The sequence below is a fragment of the Streptococcus sp. HMSC066F01 genome (assembly GCF_001837335.1).
Lineage (GTDB): Bacteria > Bacillota > Bacilli > Lactobacillales > Streptococcaceae > Streptococcus > Streptococcus oralis_S.
Map to the genome: position 1 here is coordinate 1 of NZ_KV832107.1, position 26,179 is coordinate 26,179.

Genomic DNA, 26,179 nt, shown 5'->3' on the forward strand with positions numbered 1-26,179 from the left:
CTTATCTAAATTTAGTCGTTACTTCTTATACTAGCACTTTACAAGGCAGGATGCAAATATTTACTCTTTTTTCTTTTTATTTATAGAAAAATTCCACATGTTTATAAATTAAATTAAAAAGAAGATGGTCACACCATCTTCCTTTAGTTAACTATTTATTTTTCAGTCAAGGCTGCCAATCCTGGAAGAACTTTACCTTCAAGGAGTTCCATTGATGCTCCACCACCAGTAGAAATCCATGAGAACTTGTCTGCACGGCCAAGGTTGATGGCTGCAGCAGCTGAGTCACCACCACCGATGATTGATTTTACGCCTGGTTGTTTCACAATAGCGTCCATCACACCGATTGTACCAGCTTGGAAGTCAGGGTTTTCAAATACACCCATTGGTCCGTTCCATACAACTGTTTTGGCACCAGTCAAAGCTTCGTCAAATTTAGCGATAGATTTAGGACCGATGTCCAAACCAAGGAAGCCTGGATCTACTGCTTCACCTTCAGTGTCTTTTACTTCAGTGTAGTCAGCAAATGCGTTTGCTTCTTTTGAGTCAACTGGCAAGATCAATTTGCCGTTTGCTTTTTCAAGTAGAGCTTTAGCAACATCCAATTTGTCTTCTTCTACAAGTGAGTTACCGATTTCGATACCTTGAGCTTTGTAGAATGTGTAAGTCATCCCACCACCGATAAGGACTTTATCAGCTTTTTCAAGCAAGTTTTCGATAACACCAATCTTGTCTGAAACTTTTGAACCACCAAGAATCGCTACGAATGGACGTTCTGGAGCTTCAACTGCTTCTTGGATGTAAGCAATCTCGTTTTCAAGAAGGAATCCAGCAACTGCTTTTTCAACGTTTGCTGAGATACCAACGTTAGATGCGTGTGCACGGTGAGCAGTACCGAATGCATCGTTTACGAAGATACCATCTCCAAGTGATGCCCAGTATTTACCAAGTTCAGGATCATTTTTAGATTCTTTCTTGCCGTCAACATCTTCGAAACGAGTGTTTTCAACCAAGAGAACTTGTCCATCTTCAAGAGCGTTAACAGCGGCTTCCAATTCAGCACCACGTGTAACACCTGGGATAAATTTAACTTCTTGCCCCAATTTAGCAGCCAAGTCAGCAGCTACAGGAGCAAGTGATTTACCTTCTTTGTCTGCTTCTTCTTTTACACGTCCAAGGTGAGAGAAGAGGATTGCACGTCCACCTTGTTCAAGGATGTACTTGATAGTTGGAAGAGCTGCAGTGATACGGTTGTCATTGGTAATCACGCCATCTTTAACAGGTACGTTGAAGTCAACACGAACGAGAACTTTTTTCCCTTTCAAGTCAACGTCTTTAACAGTCAATTTTGCCATTAGATATGACTCCTTCTTTTTTTATACGTGTTAATTATATCACAAAATCCGCAAAAGAGATAGAAAAACCCTAAACTTTTCTTGTTCATTCTTTTATCTATTAACCTAAAAACCTAGGATTTCAGTAGGGGAAATAGAAATTTTTACATAATTCGGTTGGAATAATTTAGGTAAATTTCTTGATTGATCTGCTTAATTACTTCTATACCATTCTTTTTCTAACATTTTAATCCTTAATATTCTAAACTCTACAGTCCTTCTTTTTGAATTGCTAGGTTTCTTATTATACAATATAACTAAAATAGTTTCTTTAGTTTGTGCTATTTGAGATTAAAAGAAGGGGAATTGCTACCATGAAATTAGAAAGACTAATCTATATTTTACTGTCGCTTTTAAATAAGAAGAGAATAACAGCCAAAGAGATTGCAGAGAGGTTTGAAATATCTACTCGAACTGTATATAGGGACATGGATACACTCAGTTTAGCGGGAATCCCAATCTATTCGGAACGTGGAGATAAGGGAGGTTTCTATATACCAAGCGACTATAAGATAGACAGAAACTTTTTCACTGAGGAAGAGAGACAGTTTATCATTAATATGAGCCAAAATGTTAGTAAAATCGTTGGTCATTCAAGTCTTGACAGTATCGAACACAAGCTGTCTTCTCAAGAAATTACAAGAGCAAACAGTCCTTTTTACTTTGATCTCAGTTCCTGGACTCTTAATACAAATTATTTACTAGACATTGAGGAAGCGATACAAACTGAACAGATGATTTCTTTTTCTTACTATTCGAAAAAACAGGAGAAAAGTCAGCGAACAATTATCCCATACAGATTGATCTATAAACTGAATGCTTGGTATGTTATCGGTTACTGCTTAGAAAAATTAGATTTTCGTATTTTTAAATTAACTCGAATTCGTGAACTAGAACTAGTGGAGATAAAAGATAAACCATTCGATTATCCACGTTTATCTCAAGAAAAGTTAGAGCTTTTTTTAAATCCCCCCAAAAGTAAAGTGGAGGGGCAAAGAGAAGAAATCGAACTAGTTTTTACAAGATTTGCACTTCCAAAAATCTACGATCACTTCACGGAAGAAGAAATCAGAGTCGAGGACGAAATAATAAAAGTTCAGACATTTAGAGCTTTAACTCCTTCTTTTTTTGATTTACTATTAAGTTTTGGTTATCAAGTAAAGGTCGTATCTCCAAGTCACTTACAAACTCTACTAGTCAGTACTCTCAAAAAAAATCTTCAGCAATATGACAACCTGTAGTCATATTTCCTTTTGTATACTCTTAAGTGGGCAAAATATTTCGTGATATTCATCATAGCCCAATTATTTTACAGGAGGTTCCAAATGGATACAAAAACACTTGCAGAAAGCTATTTTACGGCAGTAAATGAGGGAGGCTGGGAAGATTTCGTAGCTGAAAACTTTGATTATGGCATGTGCGATAGTATAGAAATTCGACAAGGACGTGATGTTTATTTGCAAGGCGCAGGCCAATTCTATGCTTTGAGCCAGCATCTTGAAGTGAAGCAATTACTTGTTGATGGTCGAACAGTCTCAGCTTTAAATCGATACCGTCTACATTCTCCTCAAGGAAAAGAACTAGAGCTGGATGTCGCAGAATTTCAGAAATTCGATGAATTTGATAAATTAGTTGCATCCAATATTTATTTCGACACCTATCGTTTCCAAAAATTTATCCAAGGAATTGAATAACAAAAATCTAGCTTCAAATTTACTCTTCAATTTCAAAACTAAAAACAAGGTCTGACTAATCTACAGTCAAACCTTGTTTTTTATTTTTATAAGAAAATCCAAGATTCGTAAATCTGATTAGTCTTCTCTCTTCTTTCCAGCAAGCAAGCCGTAGCCACTCATTACTCCGAGGAGTCCCAGCGCTACTAGACTAGCATCTCTTGTCGCTCCCGTATTTGGAAGCTCTTTACTTACCTCTTCAACTTTTGCTGGTGCTGCTGAAAGAGCTTGATCCCTTGTTTGTGAGACTTGCTCTTCTTTCGTTCCTACTTCGACAATTTCTGGAAGAGCTTCCTTGAGAACCTCAGTAGAATGAAGAGTGCGTTTGCCCTGATCATCAACTTCTACAAAGCGACGAACTTGGCCCTCAACTCCTGCTTGAACTAGCTGGCGTTGTCCTTTGAGAAGGGCTGCATTTGGTCGTTCCTGATGTTCGAAGGAAACTGTTCCCTCTTCAATTTCCAGTTTCGGAGTTTCTAGAACTAAATCTTTCACACCTTCAGCTGGTTGGTTGCTTGATAGAACTTTTGTTCCAACTTCGGTGATTTCTGGGATTGCTTCCTTGACTACCTCAGTCGAACGAAGAGTGCGTTTGCCCTGAGCATCAACTTCTACAAAGTGACGAATTTGACCTTCAACTCCAGCTTGCACTAGCTGCCGTTGGCCTTTGAGAAGTTCGGCGTTTGGTCTCTCCTGACGTTCAAAGGCTGTTGTTTCAGTTTCAATAACTAGTTCAGGGAGGGCCTCGACCGTTGGAGCCACTTCATTTGGATCCATACTTCCAACATGGTGACTTTCTTCTGCAGGAGCTAGTTTCTTATTTAGCTTTTCTTTCATTTCCGCAAAAGCTTGTGGAGTTGGCATCTCTGAAGCCAACAAAGTTTCTGCCTGTTCAATCAACTCAGCTTTAGGATTTTTTTCACGAAGGGATTCGAGCAAGCCTTCCAATTCTTCTCTAGCAGTCTGATAACGTTGATTTCCATCCAAGTCCGCTCCAGCTTGTTTCAAGTCATTCAAAGCTTTGTTGACTTCTTCTTGAATGGCATCATGGTTTTCTGCAACAGCTTTCGCTGCAGTGAGCTTCTCTACTAGTGCTGCTTGTTTGTCCTCACTTGAGAAGGTATAGGCAAGGGTTGACTGGCGACCTTGGGCAGCAGTGATTTCTTGTTTGAGGTATTCATCGTTGACAGCTGCTTTTGGAGAAACCAAGACATCAAACTCAGCTGTGTGTCCCTTGTAATGCAAGGTCAAGGTCTGACGACCAGTCTTTTGAGCATCGTAGCCCGTAATTTCAACACCTTGATCTGTGAAGGCATGACTTTCTTCTGTCTCATCATCATAGAGAACTCCGAAGCGCCCTTCTGCAAGATCCAGTTGGTCTCCTACTAGATAATCCGTTTTCGGTTTCTGAGTAATGTACAGACCTGCTACTTCCTTTGGTTTTCCTTCATCTTGACCAGTCACTTGTACCTTCAAGTCACCGCTTACTGAAAGTCCAAGATAGCTAACTGTGAGCTTTTGTTCCCCTTTTTGATGAGCGTCGTATCCAGAAACAGTCACACCTGAGTGAGTAAGGTTAATCAGCTCGTCTGCTTGCCCCCCTTCGTATTGAACACGGAGAGTGCCGCCTCTAAGGTCAAGTTTTTCTCCCTCTTTGTAAACCGTCTTCTTAGGCCCTTTTTCAAGACTAACTGCAGCAATTTTCCTCTCATCCTGTGGAATCGCTACTGCCAAGGTGTTACTGATTTCTTTGCCAGGTAGTTGGGTACGATAGTAGAGGAGAGTTGGTTGCTTGTCAAAGCCCAATGGTGCTGTTGCCAAGTCGCCTCCAGTTTCAGACTTCAAGGTTGCAATCGGTGTTTGTGAATCTGCCTTGTCGTAAACGGTGATAGTTGCACCCGCTGGAACATCAGAGAAGCCTAGTTGAACTTGATGGTTTCCAAGTGAACGGGCAGCCACCTTAGCCATTGGAATATTTTGACTTTCTGTATCTAGTGTTTCGTACATCTTCCAGTTATAGATACGAATGGCCTTCCAAGGTGTTCCATTATCTGAAGTGATAACTTTTAGACGCCAGTCTTGCGCGGTGATTGGTTTGTCAAGAGTGATATCTGTCACGTGTGCTTTGTTGCCACGGACTTCCTTAGCTAGTTTCCACTCACCATCTGTATCCTTGTAGTAAAGATCAAAGTCTTTGGTGTTCATCAAACCATCGTTGACAGACTCACCACCAGCTCCTGCATGATCCATGACCCATCTAACAACGGTACGTGGCTTGGTCAAGCGAATATCCACACTACCGCTCAACTGAGCTGAAGACCACTTGTCTGACAGGCTAGTAATGGTACCGTTCAACATACCTTCGATGCCTTCACCACCTTCTGTCTTAGGGAAAGTACTATCAATAACTGATGCACCTGGAACAATATTTTCAGCCAAAGGTCTTGGGAGAGTTGTATCCTGAACAGTCATGCCCCAGTTAAAGAATGCTGTCGCCGCCTCAGAACGGAGTCCATTTTTACCAACTGCAACGACTTTCAATTCCTGAGTCCTACCAGTCGCATTAGCAGAGCGGCTAACTTTTGGCAAGTAGATGGTTGAAGCAGATGATCCTGTCAATAAGCGCCAGTTATCCCCATCTTTTTCGTAGACTTCATAGAAATCTACATCTTGGTTACCCGAAAATTGAACCAATGCTTCAGCTTCTTGGGCATTCTTAAGAGATTGCTTCACCACAGAGAGACCTGTAGGTGCTTGTGGCGCTTGGTGATTGTCTGAAATTGTTAATTGACCTAGGTTAAACTGATAATCTTTTACAGCTCCTTCATGCTCGAAGAAGAGTTTAACTGCATAGATGGTTTTACCTGCTAGTGAGCTAAGGTCAATTTCTTCATTTGTCCAGTTATCAGAAAGAGTCAGTTCTTTCCATGCAGCTGCATCCTCAAATTTGTAGTCTGGAGTCGTAGAGAAGGCCATATAAACTTTGGAGCCTTTTCCTCCCTTGTGGGCAACCCGAAGTTTAGTGTTTTCGGTCACTTCTAGTTTGGTAGAATACAAATTCACATCCTGGTTGGTCTTACCAGCTACATCACCTGAGAATTTAAGGGAGTTACCTCCATTATAGGCATCTGTAAAGTCATATTCTGCACGAAGTTTTTCCCCTGTTGAAGTCTGCCACCAGCGCCATGTTGGCAAGACACCAGAAACAGAACGGTAGTTCCACTCAGAATCCTTAGAAACTTTACCGTCTACAAACCATTTTCTACCATGACCTGTATTAAAGGAGGTCGTGAAGGTTCGGCCAACTGCTGGTGTGCGGTCCGCAACTAAATTGGCAATCCCATACCACTCTTTATCTGCTGGTTTTTGAGCCGTTGGATCTCCTTGGTAGCCTGTGAAGAAGATGTCTTCGTTCTTGTGGTAGTCTTCGCCTGTTTTTCCTAGACTGGTAATCGTATCTGGTGCAAAAAGTCCAAGTGACAAACGCAACTTGCCTTTTTCATCTAAGAGGGAATCCCATTTGACCTTGGTCTTATATGATCCACCTTGTTGTAATTCCAAGCCTGCAAAGACATCATACTGGCTACGTTCTAGCCATTTGGCCATCTCTACGGAGTGGTCATTCTTTTCCTTGTTCCAGTTGAAATTGGCAAAAAATTGATCTGCAGGGACTTTGTCACCTTCTTTTTGCATGAACTGGTAGTTGTAATCACCTAGACCATCTTCGTGGTAACGACCGTATTTGTAGGTCATGGCATCGTACCAAGCATACTTGATTGGATGGTTGACCTTAGCTGCATATTCCTTTGTATAGAGCATGAATTGGCGCATTTTTTCACCAAGAGGTGCTACCAATTCCCCCGTTGTTTCTTGGTTAATGAAGTAACCATCAAATCCATAGTACTTAGCGAGATCAACGAGTTTGCGTGCAATTGGGAAGGTGCCATCTTCATCTTGTTTCAAAGCGGCAGCAAATTTCTCTTGGTCGGCAATGCTATTTGACCAGTTGAAAAAGAGGGTTCCATAAACGGGAACTCCGTTGCGGTGACCGGCATCAATGACATCTGGAGTTGGAACTAGACCTTCCCAGAAGACCATTGAATCCAAGTATTGCCAGTAGTCAAATGCATAGGCCTTGAATTCCTCACCACCGACAGAAGCATGGTCTTTAGCTTTCGAGTTGGTATTTGCTAGAGCTTGAACCTTGGCTCTTCTGCTTGCTTTTTCATTAACCAACTGGCCTCTATGGCGCTTGGCGAGTTCAACTGAGGAACGGTTGATGGAATCATCCTCACGCGCACCCGGTTCCCATTTCAACAAATCTTCCCATGTATCAAATTTGATTTCTTTTGGTCGGAGACTCTTTTCTTCATTTTTAGGAACGTCTGCTAGAGTCGGTTTGTCAGCTTTCTTCTCAGTCACTTGAGGAGTTTCCTCTGGTTTGACTTCTTCTTTTTCAGTTGGTTGAGCAGGTTTGTCAGCTTTATCTGTCAGAGCTGGCTTCGCTTCTTCTTTTTCATTAACCAGATCCGTTATTGCTGGAGTGTTTTCTGAAATTGGTTGCTCAGCTACTTTGTTCTCTGTTTCCTCTAATTGTTTTTCAAGGGCTGCAGTATCTGGATTAGCTGTTTCACTAGCGCTTGTAGCTTGGGCGCTCGTGTTTGCAGCTGTTTCAGGGACTGCGACTTGTTCGGCAAGAGCTGGACTCGCAAATAGAGCTGAACCAATCATCAAGGAACAAGCTCCGATTGACAGCTTACGAATACTGTAACGGCAACGTTTTTCAAAAAATAGATTTTTCATCTTATCCTCCTAATAAAATATAAAGTAAGCGCTTTACTTTTTGATAAAAAGTAACTGTTCTCAGTGCACACCACCAGAACAGGATTATCTTCATTTTATCCTATATGAAAGCGATGTCAATCTATTTAACATAAAAACTATAACTAGGATAAAAATCAGTAAAATTTGGACACAATCCTATAAATCATCTATCTTAAAGGGAAACTATCTCTCATTTTGAAAGAAAGTTCTTGTTTCTTATGAAAATTTCAGCTAAACACTTGTGAGATTTACTTTTATCCTTTAAAATAGAATAGGAGAAATTCCGTTATTATTTTTCGGAGGAAAAAGAAATGTCCATTAATTGGCAGGAAATTTTATTTCACTTTTTAGGAGGTCTGGGACTGTTTTTATACAGTATCAAGACCATGGGAGACGGTTTGCAACAAGCTGCTGGAGATCGCCTTCGTTTTTACATTGACAAGTACACTAGCAATCCCTTTTTAGGCGTTCTAGTCGGAATCGTCGTGACTGCCCTCATTCAGTCAAGTACAGGGGTTACAGTTATCACGGTTGGGCTAGTCAGCGCTAGTCTTCTAACCCTTAGACAGGCTATCGGAATTATCATGGGAGCCAACATCGGAACCACCGTTACATCCTTTATCATCGGTTTCAAGCTTGGTGAGTATGCTTTACCCTTGATTTTCCTTGGAACCATGTTCCTCTTCTTTACAAAAAACAGAACAGCAAACAATATCGGGCGCATCCTGTTTGGTGTTGGGGGAATCTTCTACGCCCTTAACCTCATCAGTGCCGGTATGAGCCCACTTAAAGATTTACCACAATTCAAGGAATATATGGTAACCTTGGGACAAAATCCTATTTTAGGAGTAGTAGCTGGTGCAGTGATTACCGTCCTCATTCAGGCCTCTTCGGCTACAATCGGGATTTTGCAAGGCCTCTATGCAGGTGGCTTCCTCGACCTTAAAGGTTCACTACCAGTTCTCTTCGGGGATAATATCGGGACAACCCTAACCGTGATCATCGCAGCAGCTGGAGCCAATGTCTCAGCGAAACGCGTTGCGGCAACCCACGTTACCTTTAACGTTCTAGGAACTATTCTTTGCTTAATCTTATTAGGCCCCTTTACTGCTATGATCGAGTACTTCCAGGCACTCCTTCACCTCTCACCTGAGATGACCATCGCCTTCTCGCACGGTGCCTTTAACGTAAGTAACACCATTGTACAATTTCCATTCATCGGAGCCTTGGCCTACTTTGTTACCAAGCTCATCCCTGGTGAAGACGAGGTTGTCAAGTACGAGCCCCTTTATCTCGACGAGCAACTTATCCAGCAATCTCCTTCTATCGCTCTAGGAAATGCTAAAAAAGAACTTTTGCACTTAGGGAACTATGCAGCCAAAGCTTTTGACCTTTCTTATACCTATATCATCGGTTTGGATGAAAAGGTAGCTGAAAAAGGGCACAAGACAGAGGAAGCCATCAACACCATCGATGAAAAACTCACTCGTTACCTCATCAGACTCTCAAGCGAATCCTTGAGTCAAAAGGAAAGCGAAGTCTTGACCAACATCCTGGATTCATCTCGTGATTTGGAACGGATTGGGGACCACGCAGAAGGCTTGCTCAACCTAACAGACTACCTCCAACGTAAGAATGTTCAGTTCTCTGATGCTGCTTTGCAGGAATTGGCGGATATCTATCAAAAAACTACTGACTTTATCAAGGATGCCCTTGATAGTGTGGAAAACAATGATATTGAAAAAGCTCAAAGTCTGATTGAACGCCATAAAGAAATCAACAATATGGAACGCGTTCTCAGAAAGACCCACATCAAACGCCTTAACAAGGGTGAGTGTTCTACACAAGCTGGAGTCAATTTCATCGACATCATTTCCCACTACACTCGTGTATCTGACCACGCTATGAACCTAGCTGAAAAGGTCATTGCTGAACAAATCTAAGTACCAAGAAGCTATCCTGAATAGGATGGCTTTTTCTTCTCCTCATCAAAAATTCCTTTTGTAGCATATAGAAAAATGCTTTGATTCACAATGGAATCAAAGCATTTTAAAGAGTTCTCCAAACATGATAGCAGAAACTGCAGTGCCCCTATACTTGGCTTCTTCTCTTTTGATAAAGCGCGCCAAGTTGATCAATTCAGGTGCTGGGTGCTTGGGATTTAGAAGCAATTCACGGGTGACCAGTCCTGAGAGTCGGACTGCTAGTAATTGCTCATTTGTAGTGGGTAGTTTTTTAGCAGTCTCTAAGAGAGCAGCAACTAAATCTTCACTCAAACCCTGACGAGCATGGTTGTAGAGATCTCTTATAAGGCTTTCTAGGTTTGGTTCTGCCATCCCGACCACCTCCCTTATGCTTAATAATGTTTAATCAAATCAACCGTTGAACGATCCAATTTTTTCACCAAGGCTTGCAAGAAAGCTTGGGCTTCTAAGAAGTCATCCATCGCGTAGAGAGTTTGGTGAGAATGGATATAACGGGCACAAACACCGATAGTTGTAGATGGGACACCACCATTTTTCAGATGAGCTGCTCCAGCGTCTGTTCCACCTTTCCCACAGTAGTATTGGTACTTGATACCTGCTTCTTCAGCCGTTGTCAAAAGGAAATCCTTCATACCTGGGAGGAGCAAGTGACCTGGATCATAGAAACGAATCAAAGTTCCATCCCCAATCTTGCCTTGACCACCATAAACATCACCAGCAGGTGAACAGTCAACTGCCAGAAAGACTTCTGGGTCAAACTTGGTTGTGGAAGTATGAGCACCACGCAGACCAACTTCTTCTTGGACATTAGAACCAAGATAGAGTTCATTTCCCAGTTTTTGACCTGACAAGGCTTCTGCTAGCTCGCTAATCATAAGAACACCATAGCGGTTGTCCCAAGCTTTTGAGATGATATTTTTTTCATTGGCTGTCAAGATAGCGGAACTATCAGGGACAATGGTGTCACCAGGACGGATGCCAAAACTTTCTGCCTCAGCCTTGTCTGCAAAACCACCATCAAAAATGATATCAGAAATAGCTGGCATGGTTGGCCCACCTGTTCCACGTGTCAAATGTGGAGGGACAGAACCTGAGATCACAGGAATTTCACGACCATCACGAGTAAAGAGTTTAAAACGTTGACTGCTGACCACCATAGGGTTCCAACCACCGATTTCAACGACACGGAAGGTACCATCTGGCCTAATCTCACTGACCATAAAACCAACTTCGTCCATGTGAGAAGCGACCAAAACACGCGGTGCATCCGTAGCTTCTGAATGCTTGATACCGAAAATACCACCTAAGCCATCTGTCACTACTTCATCCACGTGCGGTGTCAACTTTTCACGAAGATAAGTCCGAACAGGCGCTTCGTGGCCTGAGATCGCAGCAAGCTCTGTTACTTCTTTGATTTTTGAAAATAATGTTGTCATATCAGTTCCTTCTTTCTGTCCTCCATTTTACCACTTTTTATAGGAGAAGGATAGTAGGAAATTGGATTAGTTTTTACTAGTTTATCCTATAAAATAGAGGGATAGATATTATTTCAGAAATTTTTCTTTCTTTTTACATTAAATTGTCAGAAAATTTATTGACAGATTAAAAAATCGTGTTACATTATCTCCAAGGGTATTTTTATACCAAATCTACATGAAAGGATGGGGCATGAAACTCTCTCATATTTTAACAGGCTTACTTCTACTCCTGGTCTTTCTCTCCATTACCATTGGAACCAGTGATTTTTCTTGGGAAAAATTCTTTGCTTTTGACCAACAGACTTGGCTTCTCTTTCAAGAGTCGCGTCTTCCAAGAACCATCAGTATTCTCCTTGCAGCCTCCAGTATGAGCATGGCAGGACTCCTCATGCAGACCATTACTCAAAATCAATTCGCTGCTCCAAGTACAGTCGGAACCACAGAAGCCGCTAAACTGGGAATGGTGTTAAGCCTCTTTGTCTTTCCGTCTGCGAGTCTGACCCAAAAGATGCTCTTTGCTTTTGGCTCATCCATTTTATTTACCCTCTTCTTCCTGGCCTTTATGACTATTTTTTCTGTAAAGGAAAGGTGGATGTTGCCCTTGATCGGGATCATCTATAGTGGGATTATCGGTTCTGTCACAGAAGTTATCGCCTATCGTTTCAATCTGGTTCAGAGTATGACTGCTTGGACCCAGGGCTCCTTCTCCATGATTCAGACTCATCAGTATGAGTGGCTCTTCTTAGGCCTCATTATCCTGATAGCCGTTTGGAAATTATCCCAAACCTTCACCATCATGAATCTGGGCAAGGAAACCAGTGAGAGTTTAGGGATTTCCTACTCCCTACTTGAAAAGCTGGCCCTCTTTCTAGTGGCGCTAACGACAAGTGTCACCATGATTACCGTGGGTGCCTTGCCATTTCTCGGGGTCATCGTTCCCAATCTTGTCCGCAAGCGCTATGGAGATAATCTGAGTCAAACCAAACTCATGGTCGCTCTGGTCGGCGCCAATCTGGTTCTGGCCTGCGACATCCTCTCTCGAGTCTTGATTCGGCCCTATGAGCTGTCTGTCAGTCTCCTACTAGGAATCATCGGTAGCCTCGTCTTTATCCTACTTCTCTGGAGAGGAGGACAAAAGGATGCAGTTTAAAAGCAAACATACCAAGCTCTTCTGCCTTCTCATTATTCTGGCCATCGGAGCTTGTCTCCTCTACTTTTGGCCCATCACTAACCTGTCTGCCTTTGCCTGGAAGCTGCGTTCCCAAAAAATCATCGTTTATCTCTTGGTAGCCATCGCGACTGGAATTTCGACCATTAGTTTTCAAACCCTGACGGAAAATCGCTTTCTGACGCCAAGTATTTTGGGAATCGAATCCTTCTATGTCTTGCTACAAACCCTGCTACTGATATTTGAAAGTAAATTTCTACAGTTTGGAAAGTCTCCTATCTTAGAATTTCTAGTCTTACTTCTGCTTCAATCCCTCTTCTTTCTCGCCTTACAAGGCTACTTGAAGACGCTGATGAAGCAAAATCTGGTTTTCATTCTGCTAATCTGCCTAGCCCTGGGAAGTCTCTTTCGAAATATCAGTACCTTCCTCCAAGTCCTGATGGATCCAAATGAATACGATAAACTGCAGAACAGTCTCTTTGCTTCCTTTCAGCATCTCAACACTTCCATCCTAGCCATCGGTTCTCTGATCATCCTCGCCTTGACAATCTTTTTCTTTCGAAAAGCAGTCGTTCTGGATGTCTTGCACCTGCAAAGAGAAACGGCTCAGATACTTGGACTCGATGTTGAAAAAGAACAGAGAGAACTCCTCTGGGGCATCGTGCTCTTGACCTCAACAGCGACTGCCTTGGTAGGGCCTATGGCCTTCTTCGGCTTTATGCTGGCCAATCTCACTTACCTGATTGTCAAAGATTATCGGCACAAGTTGCTCTTTATCCTAGCCATTCTGATTGGATTTATTAGTTTGACCTTGGGGCAAGCCCTCATCGAACGAGTCTTTGCACTGGAAATTCGCATCAGCATGATCATCGAGAGTGTGGGTGGTCTCTTATTCTTTATCTTACTTTACAGGAGGGCGCGTCGGTGAAACTGGAAAACATTGACAAATCCATTCAAAAACAGGATATTTTGCAAGACATTTCCCTTGAAGTCAGTCCTCAGAAACTGACAGCCTTCATTGGTCCAAATGGTGCTGGAAAATCAACTCTTCTCTCTATCATGAGCAGACTGACCAAGAAAGATCAGGGAATTCTCAGTATCAAAGGCCGTGAAATCGAGAGTTGGAATTCGCAAGAACTGGCCAAAGAACTCACCATCCTAAAGCAGAAGATCAATTACCAAGCCAAATTGACTGTAGAAGAACTGGTCAGTTTTGGACGTTTTCCCTACAGCCGTGGTCGACTGAGAGCAGAAGACAGGGAAAAAATCCGAGAAACTCTGGACTATCTGGAACTGACCAACTTAAAAGACCGCTACATCGATAGTCTGTCTGGTGGACAGCTCCAACGTGTCTTTATCGCCATGGTACTAGCTCAGGATACAGACTTTATCTTGCTAGACGAACCGCTCAATAATCTCGATATCAAGCAAAGCGTCAGCATGATGCAGATCCTTCGGCGACTGGTGGAGGAACTTGGCAAAACCATTATCATCGTCCTCCACGATATCAACATGGCTAGCCAATATGCGGATGAAATTGTTGCCTTCAAGGACGGTCAAGTCTTTTGCAAGGGAACGACTGCTCAAATCATGCAAGCCGAACTGCTCAGTCAACTTTATGAGATTCCCATCACGCTGGCTGATATCAATGGCAAAAAGATCTGTATCTATAGCTAGCTATTCTGAACTCATGTTAGAAAAGCCTCTGTCTCTTAGCTAACAAGCCTATCTAAGAGCCCCCCTACATCGTTATCACATTTTAAAAAGGAGAAATCATGAAAACATCCCTTAAACTTTATCTCACTGCCCTAGCTGCCAGCTTCTTGCTCTTACTTGGTGCATGTAGTACAAATACAAACTCAAGCACTAGCCAGACAGAGACAAGTAGCTCTGCTCCAACAGAGATAACTATTAAAAGTTCACTAGATGAGGTCAAACTTTCAAAGGTTCCTGAAAAGATTGTGACTTTTGACCTCGGTGCTGCGGATACTATTCGCGCTTTAGGTTTTGAAAAGAATATCGTCGGAATGCCTACAAAAACTGTTCCGACTTACCTAAAAGATCTTGCAGGAAATGTCAACAATGTGGGTTCCATGGTTGAGCCAGACCTAGAAGCCATCGCTGCTCTTGAACCAGACCTAATTATCGCTTCACCACGTACCCAAAAATTCGTAGACAAGTTCAAAGAAATCGCTCCAACAGTCCTCTTCCAAGCAAGCAAGGACGACTACTGGACTTCTACCAAGGCCAACATCGAATCCCTAGCAAGCGCCTTTGGTGAAACTGGTACACAGAAAGCAAAGGAAGAATTAGCCAACCTAGACAAGAGCATTCAGGAAGTCGCTACTAAAAACGAAAGTTCTGATAAAAAAGCCCTTGCTATCCTCCTCAATGAAGGAAAAATGGCTGCCTTTGGTGCCCAATCTCGTTTCTCTTTCTTGTATCAAACCTTGAAATTCAAACCAACTGATACTCAATTTGAAGACTCTCGCCACGGACAGGAAGTCAGCTTTGAAAGTGTCAAAGAAATTAATCCTGACATCCTCTTTGTCATCAACCGTACCCTTGCCATCGGCGGGGACAACTCTAGCAACGATGGCGTCCTAGAAAATGCCCTCATCGCTGAAACTCCTGCTGCTAAAAATGGCAAGATTATCCAACTAACACCAGACCTATGGTATCTAAGTGGAGGCGGTCTTGAATCAACAAAACTCATGATTGAAGACGCTCAAAAAGCTTTGAAATAAGAGATAAAACCCAACATCAGGTGATGTTGGGTTATTTTTCTTCTTGATTTCGTTTGAGGGAAAAGTGGTCTGGGACGGGATCTTTTCCTATTTTCGACCAAGGATGACAACGCAAAATCCGAGCCAAGCCCATCAAAACACCCTTGAAACCATGTTTTTCAATAGCCTGAATCATGTAGTTGGAACAAGTAGGCTCAAAGCGACAAGAGGGTGGAAAGGCTGGCGAGATAAAGCGTTGGTAAAAGCGTACTGGTGCTATTAAGATTCGTTTCATTATTTCTTGGTTACAGCCATGGTGTGTAGTTGGCTGATTTCTTTTTTATTGAGGCGACGGGATTCTCCTGGATGAAGACCTGTCAAGTCTAAGTGCCCAAAACGTGTCCGAGACAACTTATCCACTTGAAGACCGACGGCTTCAAACATCTTTTTAACCTGATGGTTGCGTCCTTCATGGATAGTCAACTGCACTACTGAGCGATTTTTGACTGGATCCACTTTGAGGATCTCATATACAGCTGGCTTGGTTTTCTTGCCATCAATCTCAAGACCACGGGTCAAGGGGCGGAGATTATCCTTATTGGCTACACCTTTAACACGCGCGACATAGACCTTATCAATCTCATTACGGGGGTGAATCATCTCGTCTGTAAAGTCCCCATCATTGGTTAAAATCAAGACACCTGATGTATCCCAGTCCAAACGTCCCACAGGGTAAATGCGTTCTTTAACATTTGGCAAGAGATCCACAACAGTCTTTCGGCCCTTGTCGTCTGTCACACTGGAAATCACTCCACGTGGTTTGTTAAGCAGATAGTAGACCTTTTCTTCGTTGTAGATGGGCTGACCTTCCACTTCGACCTTATCTCCAGACTTGATGGTCGTTGCTAGTTCACGCACCACTTGGCCGTTAACCGTCACCAAGCCTTGCTTGATCAACTCTTCTGCTTTTCTCCTACTGGCCACACCTGCGTGGGCAATATACTTATTGATTCTCATCTTCTTCTATCCTTTCACCAAATAATTGGCTTTCTTGGGCTTGAATCTCAAGCTCATCAATCACTGGCAATTCTTCCAAATGGTTAATTCCCATGTAATCTAGGAAATAATCCGTAGTCACATAGAGGTTGGGACGACCCAACACTTCTTTTTTCCCGTCTTCTCGTATCAAGTCAAAGACCTGCAACTTTGCCAAGGCCCCGCTCGAGTTAACCCCACGGATAGCATCGATTTCTATCCGCGTAATCGGTTGCTTGTAGGCAATGATGGACAAGGTCTCAAGGGCAGCACGAGACAAACTTTGGTTGATGGGTGCCTTGGAGTATTCCTTCAAAATCGCTGCAAATTGAGGCTTGGTCACCAATCTGTATGCACCACCTGTCTCGATCAGGGATAAGCTCGACTCTTGGTCTTTTTCATACTTCTGGGCTAATTTTTCTAAACTCTGTTGGATGCCTGTCGGGGGAAGTGATAGGAGTTCAGCCAACTGGCGAACTCGAATCCCATCTTCACCTGCTACAAACAAGAGCGCTTCTATTTCTGCTAAAGTACTCATCTTTCCTCTCTATCAAGTCTAGCTTTGTGCCTCTTGACTTTCTTCCTTCTTTTCCATGAGATAGATATCTCCGAAACTCTCCTCTTGCACGAGGGTCAGTTCCTGAGTTTTGATTAACTCTAGGGTCGCCAAAAAGAGGGTAATAACCTCTTGGACATTCTGGGCTTCCTTGAACAAATCCTGCAAGCGCAACTGGTCTCGTCCAGTCAAGGACTCTTTTACAATGACCATCATGTCCTCAATCTTATACTCATCCCGCAAGATGGTCGTGTGATTCTGTGCGAACTCCTCTTTTTTCTTGGCTAGGATATTTGAAAAAGCCAAAAAGAGGTCAATGGTCGTCTTGTCATGCACAAGCTCCGCATCCTCGTAAATCAACTCTGTTGGCGCTTTGGAATAGTACTGGGCCCGATCTTGGTGCTTAGCCTCCAAGTGCTCACCCAGGAGTTTGAACTTGCGGTATTCTTCGATTTGGGAGAGAAGATCCTGCTCCAGGTCATCCTCTAAGTCTGTCACTTCTGCTACCTTTGGCAAGAGCTTGCGGCTCTTGATCAGCATCAGCTGACTGGCCATAACCATATACTCGCCCGTTACTTCCAGACGCATGGCCTGCAGAGTTGAGACATAGGCTAGATACTGTTCGATAACTTCCGTAATGGGCACATCGTAGATATCCATCTGATACTTAGAAACCAAGTGCAAGAGCAGGTCCAGGGGCCCTTCAAAATCTTTTAATTTAATATCCATTATCTATATTTTTCTAAGGTCAGGACTGTTTTTAATCCTAATTTTTTTGCAATTTCATACAAATCGAACTTGTTTTCTATCTGTCTTAGAATGAACTGTTCCCGCAAGGCTTGGGCTGATAAGGTTGGGAACCCCTTCTCCTTGACAAAGGACTCCAGCTGACGAAAGGCCCACTGACGAGAATAGGCTTTTCCTCCCCTTTCAAAGAGATAGGTTTGCCTCATCAAGGGTTCTAGCTCTGGGATCAAGGTCGTGGGAATGGTAACAATCCTCTGTTGGGAAGCCTTGTTGATTCTCAACACCTGAAAATCCAGATTGATATCTGCAACCTTAAGGGCTAAAATCTCGCTTGGCAAGAGTCCCATTTCTAGGATTAAGAGCGCCAGCAAGCGTCCCTCTGGATAGTCACTTTCCTGCCAAAAAGAGTCTAAATTTAGAATCTCTGGCTTTTCAGTCTTCTTTTCAGCTTGTTTGGCTAATTCCAGACGGTAAAAGCTGTCCACTTCTCCTTTTCGATAGAGAAAGTAGAGAAATTGGTTACAGGCCGAAAGTTTTCGCTTCTGGGCGCTGATTTTTAGATTGGCTAGCTGGGCTTGGTAAATCTTAAGACTGGTCTCAGAAATCCGCTCACCCACAATGTCTAAAAATTGCTCCAGATCATACTTATAGGACTGCTTGGAATTAGCAGACAAGCCCTGTTTTTCCTCTAAAAAGTCTGAAATCCTATCTCTCATTTGCATCGAATCTCATATTCCTTACTAAAGTCATGCAAGAGGGCATTAACGGCCTTGAGGATGGACTTGCGCGTGATGATTCCTTGAAAAATCCCTTCATCATCTACCACTGGCAAGAAAGGTTCATCCACCAGTTTATGGAGGACCTCTGTGATGTTATAGTCTGGAGCGACGACTGCCACATCTGTCTTAGTCATATTGACGATGTCTGTCTTTGCCATCTGCTCATCCGTCAAACCTTGCTCCATTTGATAAGCCAAAATGTCTCTCAGACCAATAGTCCCGACAAAGCGTTTGTCAAAGGTCACAACAGGGATACGGGTATAAGTGATTTGGCTCAACACTAAAATCGCATGATCAGCATTATGGGTATCAATCAAGGCTGCTAGATTCTCAGCGGGGGTAAGAAAAGTCTCTTCCTGCTCCAATAAAAATGCTTCAAATTCCTTGGCAATCATCGAGCAAACTCCTTGGACAAGCCTGGATAAACCTCATGGTCACGTGTCAAAAAGTCTACTTTAAAATAGCTGTCATCAATCTCCACACGGGCATAGAGGCATTCTCTGATGGTTCCTCTTGGTTGGCTGATGGAGCCTGGATTTAAAAAGAGTGTTTTGCCTTCCATCCAAGCATTTGGTACATGCAAGTGACCATAGAGACAGATATCGGCATCTTCTTCCTGAGCCCAGTAGTCCAACTTTTGAAAGTTGAAATTGATATCAAACAAGTGTCCATGCGTCTGGATGATCTTGGTCGGACCAAGTTGAGTCACCAACCGTTCTGGGTAGCCAGCATAAAAGTCCATATTTCCTTTGACGACATGGATGCCTTCCCAGAGCGGAGAGTCTGGACGGAGTTCAGAGTCACCATCGTGAAAAATGGCATCGACTTTCCCCAGATAGCGGTCACGAATTTCTTCGACAATCAAGCTATCTCCGTGGGAGTCACTCATTACAATGATGGTTTGCTTTGCCATGATGGAAATACCTCCAAAAGTTTCTTAACGGCTAAGGCGCGGTGAGATTGGCTATTTTTTTCTTCCAGGGTTAATTCAGCTGCTGAATTACCTGTCTCTCCCACAAGGAAGAGCGGATCATAACCAAAGCCATTTTCACCCTTGGGTTCAAAGTTAATGTATCCTGGCCAGTCAGCTTCAACAACCAAGCTTTCCTTGTTTGGACTAGCTACGACTAGGGTTGTATGGAATTGAGCTGAGCGGTCCTTGAGTTCAAAGACCATGGCCAATTCGTGCAAGAGTTTGGCGTTGTTTTCACGGTCAGTTGCTCCTACACCAGCGAATCGCGCTGACCAGACTCCTGGCAAACCGCCAAGGACATCGACTTTGAGACCAGAATCATCTGCCAAAACCATCTTGCCTGTTAATTGGGAAATAGTTTCTGCTTTAAGTCGAGCATTTTCTTCAAAGGTCATGCCTGTTTCAGCTACTTCAGGCAGTTCTGGATAGTCATTGAGATTTTCCACATCATAGCCTAACTTGTCAAAGATAGCTCGGAATTCCTTGGTCTTGCCTTCGTTACGAGTCGCAATGAGCAGAGTTTCTCTAACCTTGCTAGTTTCAAAGAAGGCTTCTACATCGACTCCTTCTTTAGGCAATTCTACATGCAGGAGTTGCCCATTTTCAACCAAGAGCAGAGCCCCCTGACGTTGGATGACTTCTAGATTGCGGCCTGCTTCTGCATTTAAAATCTCAACGATAAAGGAGAGCAGACGAAAGTTAGAAGACCAGCGCATCACCGTTATCGTAATCGGAAAGCCATTTTCCTCGTCACGAAAAATCCGTGCTAAATCCATAAAATCAAGCTCGAGAGGATCTTTGATAAGGCTGTAGATGCCTCCATAGACATCCCAGACACCGACATACCAGTCCTGGTCATCCTTGTATTCATAAATTTTGTTTGTCATAAAGTTACATGCTCCACATGAATCTCTTTTTCCAGCCATTCTGCTCCAATCTGAGCAAAACTTTGGCTATTGGCTGTTGTGTAAAAACGATGTTGAAGAGGTCCCGCATCTCGGCTACGATTGATTTCAAAATAGTTCAGCAAAACCGAGATATCCCGTACACACTCTGCCCCACTATCGATGAGCTGAACCTTTGGTCCCATGACATTTTGGATGATAGGGCGAAGGAGTGGGTAATGGGTACAACCCAAAATCAGGCTATCCACCTTTCCAACCAAGGGACGCAGGGTTTCATAGACCACTTTCTTTGTTACACTGGTTGACAGGGCACCAGACTCCACCAAGGGGGCAAACTTGGGACAGGCCAAACTCTCCACCTGTAAATCCGGATCCAGATCATGGATTTTCTGACGGTAGATGTCTGATTGGACCGTCATGGGGGTTCCAATGACCCCGATTTTCCCACCTTGACTGGACTTGATAGCTGCCGAAGCTCCTGGCAAAATCACGCCTAAGACAGGAATGTCTAGTTTAGCCTTGATTTCTTCCCAGACGACCGCAGTCGCAGTATTACAAGCAATGACAATCATTTTGACATCCTTGGTCAAGAGAAAGTTGACCAACTGCCAAGTATATTCACGGATTTGCTCAGCAGGACGGGGACCATAGGGCGCCCGTGCCGAATCTCCAATATAGACGATTTCTTCATGGGGAAGCTGGCGCATGAGCTCACGAACAACAGTCAAGCCCCCGACACCCGAATCCAAAAAACCAATCGGTCGATTATCCATACAGTCTTCTTTCTAGTCTTTTTTCTGATTGATAGTTCATCATAATTACTCGTCCTAAATGAACGGATAGACAGCTTGATAGAATGGAAACTGCCTCTCTCTTAATCATAATCAAATATCAATAGAATGCAAGGAAAAAGTCTTATCCTTGAGAACTATTGAACATAGTGAGAAGTCTGGAACTTTCATCCCAGACTTTTCCTATTTATTTCTTTTTATTGTTAGCAAGGGCTGCTTTTTGTTGACGGATGATTTGGTGGTAAACTTGTTGTACCTTGGCTTCGCTTGGTTTTTGACCATTTGCGCTCAAAAGAGCACGAACTGCCTCAGCGTTCAAACGTGGGTTGTCCGCAAATTCTTTTTCGATTTGCTTACGAACCAAGTACATCCCTCCAAGAGCTCCTCCTAGAAAAGCTAACACAATCAAGATAATTGCTAAAAGTAAGTCCATTCTTTTTCTCCTGTTTCTTTTTGAGTCTTCTATATTATACCATAAAGTGACTTTCCTGACTAGTTTGTTTTACGCTTTCAAGAGAGGGTTAAGCCAATTCTAAGCTAGTCTTACAATCAGATTGAACTATGAAATTACGAATAATTCCACCCTTTCCTCTCTTTCTTCTACTATTTTAAGAAAAAGCAATATCAAATATGTTTTTCACCAAAAACCTCTTGACAAATGCTAGATGACCAGTAGAATGGGAGGTAAATAGAAACAAAAATATAGGGATTTGTCTTACAAAATGTAAACGGTTCCAAATACTAAAGGAGATTTCTATGGACAAAATATTTTGGGAGAAATCCTGTCGCTATAGCATCCGTAAACTAACGGTTGGGACTGCTTCTGTTTTACTGGGGGCTGTTTTTCTAGTCAACCATACTGTAGCCGCAGACAGTGTTGAGGTCAAACAAACTGAACCGACCTCTGTCGAATCTATCACTAAGCCTGATAGTGAATCCAAAGCTGCTAAAGCGACTGAAACTACAAATCCGTCTCTAGCAGAAAGTCCAGTAGTTTCTGAAAGTAAGCCAGCTAACGAGACTCAGACGACAAATAGTCAAGCTAGTGAAGAAGCCATTGTAGAAGCTAAAGAAAATAAGGAACCTGAAAAAGCAGATCAGCCCGTGACAAAGCAAGAAAACTATCAACTCAACTACGATCATCCAACAGCTCCTTCCTATGATGGATGGGAAAAACAAGCCCTTCCAGTCGGAAATGGCGAGATGGGAGCCAAGGTCTTTGGTCTGATTGGTGAAGAAAGAATCCAGTATAACGAAAAGACTCTCTGGTCTGGTGGTCCCCAGCCCGATAGCAGCGACTATAATGGTGGGAACTACAAGGATCGCTACAAGGTCTTGGCAGAAATTCGTAAGGCTCTTGAAGATGGAGACCGCCAAAAAGCCAAACGCCTAGCTGAAAGAAATCTCGTTGGGCCTAATAATGCCCAATATGGTCGCTACCTAGCCTTTGGTGATATCTTCATGGTCTTTAACAATCAGAAGAAAGGTCTGGATACAGTAACAGATTATTACCGTGGTTTGGATATCACAGAGGCCACTACGACTACTTCTTACACCCAAGATGGGACGACCTTCAAACGCGAAACCTTCTCCAGCTATCCTGATGATGTCACCGTGACCCACTTGACCAAAAAAGGAAACAAGACACTTGACTTTACCCTTTGGAACAGTTTGACAGAAGACTTGCTTGCTAATGGCAACTACTCTTGGGAATATTCCAACTATAAGAATGGTCATGTCACTACAGATGCAAACGGAATCCTTCTAAAGGGAACTGTTAAAGATAACGGCCTCAAATTTGCATCCTATTTAGGAATTAAAACGGATGGAACAGTTACTGTTCAGAATGAGACACTAACCGTTACAGGCGCAAGTTATGCGACCCTCTATCTCAGTGCTAAGACTAACTTTGCTCAGAATCCAAAAACCAACTATCGAAAAGACATTGACCTCGAAAAAACAGTTAAAGGGATTGTCGAAGCAGCTAAGGCCAAAGACTACGAAACACTTAAAAAGGCCCATATCAAGGACTATCAAAGTCTCTTTAACCGCGTTAAACTAAATCTAGGCGGAAACAAGACTGCTCAAACGACTAAAGAGGCCCTTCAAGGCTATAACCCAGAAAAAGGGCAAAAATTGGAAGAACTCTTCTTCCAATACGGCCGATATCTACTCATCAGTTCGTCTCGTGATCGGACAGATGCCCTTCCTGCCAACCTGCAGGGAGTCTGGAATGCCGTAGACAATCCACCTTGGAACGCTGATTACCACCTCAATGTCAATTTGCAAATGAATTATTGGCCAGCCTACATGAGCAACCTTGCTGAAACTGCCAAGCCAATGATCAATTACATTGACGACATGCGCTATTATGGTCGTATCGCTGCCAAAGAATACGCTGGTATCGAATCCAAAGACGGACAAGAAAATGGTTGGCTGGTCCACACTCAAGCAACACCATTTGGCTGGACTACCCCTGGTTGGAATTACTATTGGGGTTGGTCGCCAGCCGCTAATGCCTGGATGATGCAGAACGTCTATGACTACTATAAATTCACCAAGGATGAGACTTATCTCAAAGAAAAGATTTACCCAATGCTCAAGGAGACCGCCAAGTTCTGGAACTCCTTCTTGCACTATGACAAGGCCAGTGACCGTTGGGTGTCTTCTCCATCCTACTCACCTGAACACGGGACCATTACCATCGGAAATACCTTTGACCAATCGCTAGTCTGGCAGCTATTCCACGACTACATGGAAGTCGCCAACCATCTGAATGTCGACCAAGACTTAGTCACAGAGGTCAAGGCTAAATTTGACAAACTAAAACCACTTCACATCAACAAAGAGGGCCGTATCAAGGAATGGTACGAGGAGGACAGTCCGCAATTCACAAATGAAGGGATTGAAAATCACCACCGTCACGTTTCCCATCTAGTTGGTCTCTTCCCAGGTACGCTCTTTAGCAAGGACCAGGCTGAATACCTAGAGGCTGCGCGTGCTACCTTGAACCACCGTGGAGATGGTGGTACAGGTTGGTCTAAGGCCAATAAAATCAACCTCTGGGCTCGTTTGCTGGACGGTAACCGTGCCCATCGCTTGCTCGCCGAACAGCTCAAGTATTCAACCCTAGAAAACCTTTGGGATACCCACGCGCCTTTCCAAATTGATGGCAACTTTGGAGCAACCAGTGGAATGGCAGAAATGCTTCTCCAATCACACACTGGCTACATTGCACCATTGCCAGCCCTTCCAGATGCATGGAAAGACGGTCAGGTTTCTGGCTTGGTTGCTCGAGGAAACTTTGAAGTCAGCATGAAGTGGAAAGATAAAAACCTGCAAAGCTTGTCCTTCCTTTCAAATGTAGGTGGAGACTTAGTCGTAGACTATCCAAATATCGAAGCTAGCCTTATCAAGGTCAATGGCAAACCAGTCAAAGCAACGATTCTTAAAAACAATCGCATCCAACTAGCAACACAAAAAGGTGACGTCATTACCTTTGAACATTTCCCTGGTCGTGTAACCAGTCTGACAGCAGTTCGACAAAATGGAGTCACTGCCGAACTCACCTTCAACCAAGTAGAAGGTGCTACCCACTATGTCATCCAAAGACAAGTAAAAGATGAATCTGGACAAACCTCTGCAACTAGAGAATTTGTAACCAATCAAACCCACTTTATCGACCGCTCACTAGATCCTCAACTCGCCTATACCTATACCGTCAAGGCTATGCTGGGAGAAGTTCCTACCCAAGTATCTGAACAGGTCACTGTAGAAACTCCTAGTGAATTGATGGATGATCGGGACGATCGTATCCAATACGGAGCTGCCTTTGGAAACTGGGCAGACTCAGAATTATTTGGAGGAACAGAGAAATTTGCTGACCTTTCAAAAGGTGACTACACAGACGAAAATATCACTGCTACCATTCCTTTCACTGGTGTTGGTATCGAAATCTATGGACTAAAATCCTCTGAACTAGGTCTTGCTACTGCTAAAATTGATGGCAAAGAGGTCGGCGAACTTGATTTCCATACTGCTGGGGCAACTGAAAAAGGTAGCCTCATCGGCCGCTTCACAGGATTGTCAGAAGGACCTCATACATTGACTCTTAGCGTTAAACGTGAGCACAAGGGACGTGGAAGTGAACGCTCGAAAATTTCCTTAGACTACTTCAAGGTCCTATCTGGAAAAGGAAGTACGATTGAAAAAATGGATGACCGGGATTCGCGCATCCAGTATGGTGCCCAGTTTAAGGACTGGTCTGACCCGGAACTCTACGGAGGTACGGAAAAATACGCTGATATCAACAATAGCGACTCTAGTGCAGCTTCAGAAGCTCAGGCAACTATTTCCTTTACAGGGACGGGCATTCGTATTTATGGTTTGAAGAGCCTTGCCCTTGGACGAGCACGTGTTACACTAGATGGCAAAGAAATGCCAAGTCTAGACTTCTACACTTCAGGTGCAACTGAAAAGAGAGCTTTTATTGGCGAATTTACAAATCTCACTGACGGTCCGCATACCCTGACATTACAAGTTGATCCAGATTCGCCAGAAGGTCGCAAGAAAATCTCTCTAGACTCCTTTGATATCATCAAAGCTCCAGCTGTTGGTTTAGATAGCCCAAGTATCGCACCTCTTAAGGAAAATGACAAAACCATTTCCTTAAGCCTACCAGCTGGAGATTGGGAAGCCATCGCAGTGACCTTCCCAGGTGTCAAAGATCCTCTAGTTTTGCGTAAGGTGGATGAAACGCATCTGGTTACCAGTGGGGATCAGACTATCCTATCAATCCAAGACAATCAAGTTCAAATCCCAATCCCTGACGAAACCAATCGCAAAGCTGGAAATGCCATTGAAGCTTATACCATTCAAGGAAATACCACAAGCAGCCCTGTCGTAGCCGTCTTTACTAAAAAAGATGAAAAGAAAGTTGATGAGAAGCAACCAACTACAAGCAAGGGAGAGGAACCAGCTCCTACTGTTGAAATTCCTGAATACACTAAACCTATCGGGACTGCAGGGCAAGAAGTGCCACCCACTGTAGAAAAGCCTGAATACACCGAACCTATCGGAACAGCA

22 protein-coding genes are annotated in these 26,179 nt (G+C 43.3%); 8 read left to right on the forward strand and 14 right to left on the reverse strand.

The window, feature by feature from the left end:
* Positions 1-155 precede the first annotated feature (155 nt).
* Entirely contained in the window at positions 156-1,355 is a 1,200-nt protein-coding gene (pgk, locus tag HMPREF2655_RS03075) for a phosphoglycerate kinase (RefSeq protein ID WP_001096770.1), read from the reverse strand.
* Positions 1,356-1,708: 353 nt separating this feature from the next.
* Here pgk and HMPREF2655_RS03080 point away from each other — a divergent pair, with 353 nt between their 5' ends.
* Together HMPREF2655_RS03080 and HMPREF2655_RS03085 are read left to right on the forward strand one after the other, a co-directional pair.
* A complete protein-coding gene (locus HMPREF2655_RS03080; RefSeq protein WP_070837528.1) occupies positions 1,709-2,635 on the forward strand; it encodes a helix-turn-helix transcriptional regulator in 927 nt (308 codons plus the stop codon).
* An 84-nt stretch (positions 2,636-2,719) separates the two neighbouring features.
* On the forward strand, positions 2,720-3,088 hold the full coding sequence (locus tag HMPREF2655_RS03085; protein ID WP_070837530.1) for a hypothetical protein: 369 nt from the start codon (positions 2,720-2,722) through the stop codon (positions 3,086-3,088).
* A gap of 117 nt (positions 3,089-3,205) precedes the next feature.
* Here the strand turns inward: HMPREF2655_RS03085 and HMPREF2655_RS03090 are convergent, their stop codons facing one another.
* Positions 3,206-7,930, reverse strand: coding sequence for an endo-beta-N-acetylglucosaminidase (locus HMPREF2655_RS03090; protein WP_070837532.1), 4,725 nt, complete (start codon positions 7,928-7,930; stop codon positions 3,206-3,208).
* 332 nt (positions 7,931-8,262) lie between these two features.
* On the opposite strand from HMPREF2655_RS03090, the gene HMPREF2655_RS03095 reads away from it, so the two are divergent.
* The gene (locus HMPREF2655_RS03095; RefSeq protein ID WP_049550431.1) at positions 8,263-9,894 is read left to right on the forward strand and encodes a Na/Pi cotransporter family protein; all 1,632 of its coding nucleotides are present in this window, start codon (positions 8,263-8,265) and stop codon (positions 9,892-9,894) included.
* A gap of 96 nt (positions 9,895-9,990) precedes the next feature.
* Here the strand turns inward: HMPREF2655_RS03095 and HMPREF2655_RS03100 are convergent, their stop codons facing one another.
* Positions 9,991-10,287, reverse strand: a complete 297-nt coding sequence (locus tag HMPREF2655_RS03100) for a bacteriocin immunity family protein (RefSeq protein ID WP_049550432.1) — start codon at positions 10,285-10,287, stop codon at positions 9,991-9,993.
* A 20-nt stretch (positions 10,288-10,307) separates the two neighbouring features.
* Positions 10,308-11,372 carry a glutamyl aminopeptidase gene (gene pepA, locus HMPREF2655_RS03105; RefSeq protein WP_049550433.1) on the reverse strand — a complete coding sequence of 355 codons (1,065 nt, stop codon included), beginning with the start codon at positions 11,370-11,372 and terminating at the stop codon, positions 10,308-10,310.
* 232 nt (positions 11,373-11,604) lie between these two features.
* Here pepA and HMPREF2655_RS03110 point away from each other — a divergent pair, with 232 nt between their 5' ends.
* The 4 genes from HMPREF2655_RS03110 (at position 11,605) to HMPREF2655_RS03125 (ending at position 15,329) form a co-directional block, all read left to right on the forward strand.
* On the forward strand, positions 11,605-12,564 hold the full coding sequence (locus HMPREF2655_RS03110) for an ABC transporter permease (protein WP_049500374.1): 960 nt from the start codon (positions 11,605-11,607) through the stop codon (positions 12,562-12,564).
* Entirely contained in the window at positions 12,554-13,510 is a 957-nt protein-coding gene (locus HMPREF2655_RS03115) for an iron chelate uptake ABC transporter family permease subunit (protein WP_070837534.1), read from the forward strand. Before HMPREF2655_RS03110 ends, HMPREF2655_RS03115 begins: the two co-directional genes overlap by 11 nt.
* A complete protein-coding gene (locus HMPREF2655_RS03120; RefSeq protein ID WP_070536026.1) occupies positions 13,507-14,259 on the forward strand; it encodes an iron ABC transporter ATP-binding protein in 753 nt (250 codons plus the stop codon). Before HMPREF2655_RS03115 ends, HMPREF2655_RS03120 begins: the two co-directional genes overlap by 4 nt.
* 98 nt (positions 14,260-14,357) lie before the next feature.
* Positions 14,358-15,329: a siderophore ABC transporter substrate-binding protein gene (locus tag HMPREF2655_RS03125; RefSeq protein ID WP_045616411.1), complete on the forward strand. Its 972-nt coding sequence runs from the start codon at positions 14,358-14,360 to the stop codon at positions 15,327-15,329.
* A 31-nt stretch (positions 15,330-15,360) separates the two neighbouring features.
* On the opposite strand, the gene yidD is transcribed toward HMPREF2655_RS03125, so the two are convergent.
* The 10 genes from yidD to HMPREF2655_RS03175 form a co-directional block, all read right to left on the reverse strand.
* Positions 15,361-15,603, reverse strand: a complete 243-nt coding sequence (gene yidD / locus HMPREF2655_RS03130; protein ID WP_007522309.1) for a membrane protein insertion efficiency factor YidD — start codon at positions 15,601-15,603, stop codon at positions 15,361-15,363.
* Positions 15,603-16,325 carry a pseudouridine synthase gene (locus HMPREF2655_RS03135; RefSeq protein ID WP_001222226.1) on the reverse strand — a complete coding sequence of 241 codons (723 nt, stop codon included), beginning with the start codon at positions 16,323-16,325 and terminating at the stop codon, positions 15,603-15,605. Before HMPREF2655_RS03135 ends, yidD begins: the two co-directional genes overlap by 1 nt.
* Entirely contained in the window at positions 16,312-16,881 is a 570-nt protein-coding gene (gene scpB, locus HMPREF2655_RS03140; RefSeq protein WP_070536030.1) for an SMC-Scp complex subunit ScpB, read from the reverse strand. The genes HMPREF2655_RS03135 and scpB overlap by 14 nt, the downstream gene beginning before the upstream one ends.
* Before the next feature lie 18 nt (positions 16,882-16,899).
* A complete protein-coding gene (locus HMPREF2655_RS03145) occupies positions 16,900-17,628 on the reverse strand; it encodes a segregation/condensation protein A (RefSeq protein ID WP_000351890.1) in 729 nt (242 codons plus the stop codon).
* Positions 17,628-18,362, reverse strand: a complete 735-nt coding sequence (gene xerD / locus HMPREF2655_RS03150) for a site-specific tyrosine recombinase XerD (protein ID WP_306806783.1) — start codon at positions 18,360-18,362, stop codon at positions 17,628-17,630. Before xerD ends, HMPREF2655_RS03145 begins: the two co-directional genes overlap by 1 nt.
* A complete protein-coding gene (gene cbpB / locus HMPREF2655_RS03155) occupies positions 18,359-18,820 on the reverse strand; it encodes a cyclic-di-AMP-binding protein CbpB (RefSeq protein ID WP_000560694.1) in 462 nt (153 codons plus the stop codon). The genes xerD and cbpB overlap by 4 nt, the downstream gene beginning before the upstream one ends.
* Positions 18,817-19,338, reverse strand: a complete 522-nt coding sequence (locus HMPREF2655_RS03160) for a metallophosphoesterase (protein ID WP_001118939.1) — start codon at positions 19,336-19,338, stop codon at positions 18,817-18,819. Before HMPREF2655_RS03160 ends, cbpB begins: the two co-directional genes overlap by 4 nt.
* Positions 19,314-20,324, reverse strand: coding sequence for a nucleoside-triphosphate diphosphatase (locus HMPREF2655_RS03165; protein ID WP_373878875.1), 1,011 nt, complete (start codon positions 20,322-20,324; stop codon positions 19,314-19,316). Before HMPREF2655_RS03165 ends, HMPREF2655_RS03160 begins: the two co-directional genes overlap by 25 nt.
* Complete coding sequence (racE, locus tag HMPREF2655_RS03170) at positions 20,282-21,076, reverse strand: glutamate racemase (protein WP_007522320.1); 795 nt, start codon at positions 21,074-21,076, stop codon at positions 20,282-20,284. The genes HMPREF2655_RS03165 and racE overlap by 43 nt, the downstream gene beginning before the upstream one ends.
* A 205-nt stretch (positions 21,077-21,281) precedes the next feature.
* Positions 21,282-21,527 (reverse strand): YneF family protein, encoded by a 246-nt coding sequence (locus HMPREF2655_RS03175; protein WP_000364980.1) that lies wholly within the window; start codon positions 21,525-21,527, stop codon positions 21,282-21,284.
* A gap of 323 nt (positions 21,528-21,850) precedes the next feature.
* Between HMPREF2655_RS03175 and HMPREF2655_RS03180 the strand changes: the two genes are divergently transcribed.
* Positions 21,851-26,179 (forward strand): SIALI-17 repeat-containing surface protein (locus HMPREF2655_RS03180; protein ID WP_083321220.1); only part of this gene is annotated, 4,329 nt, incomplete at its 3' end.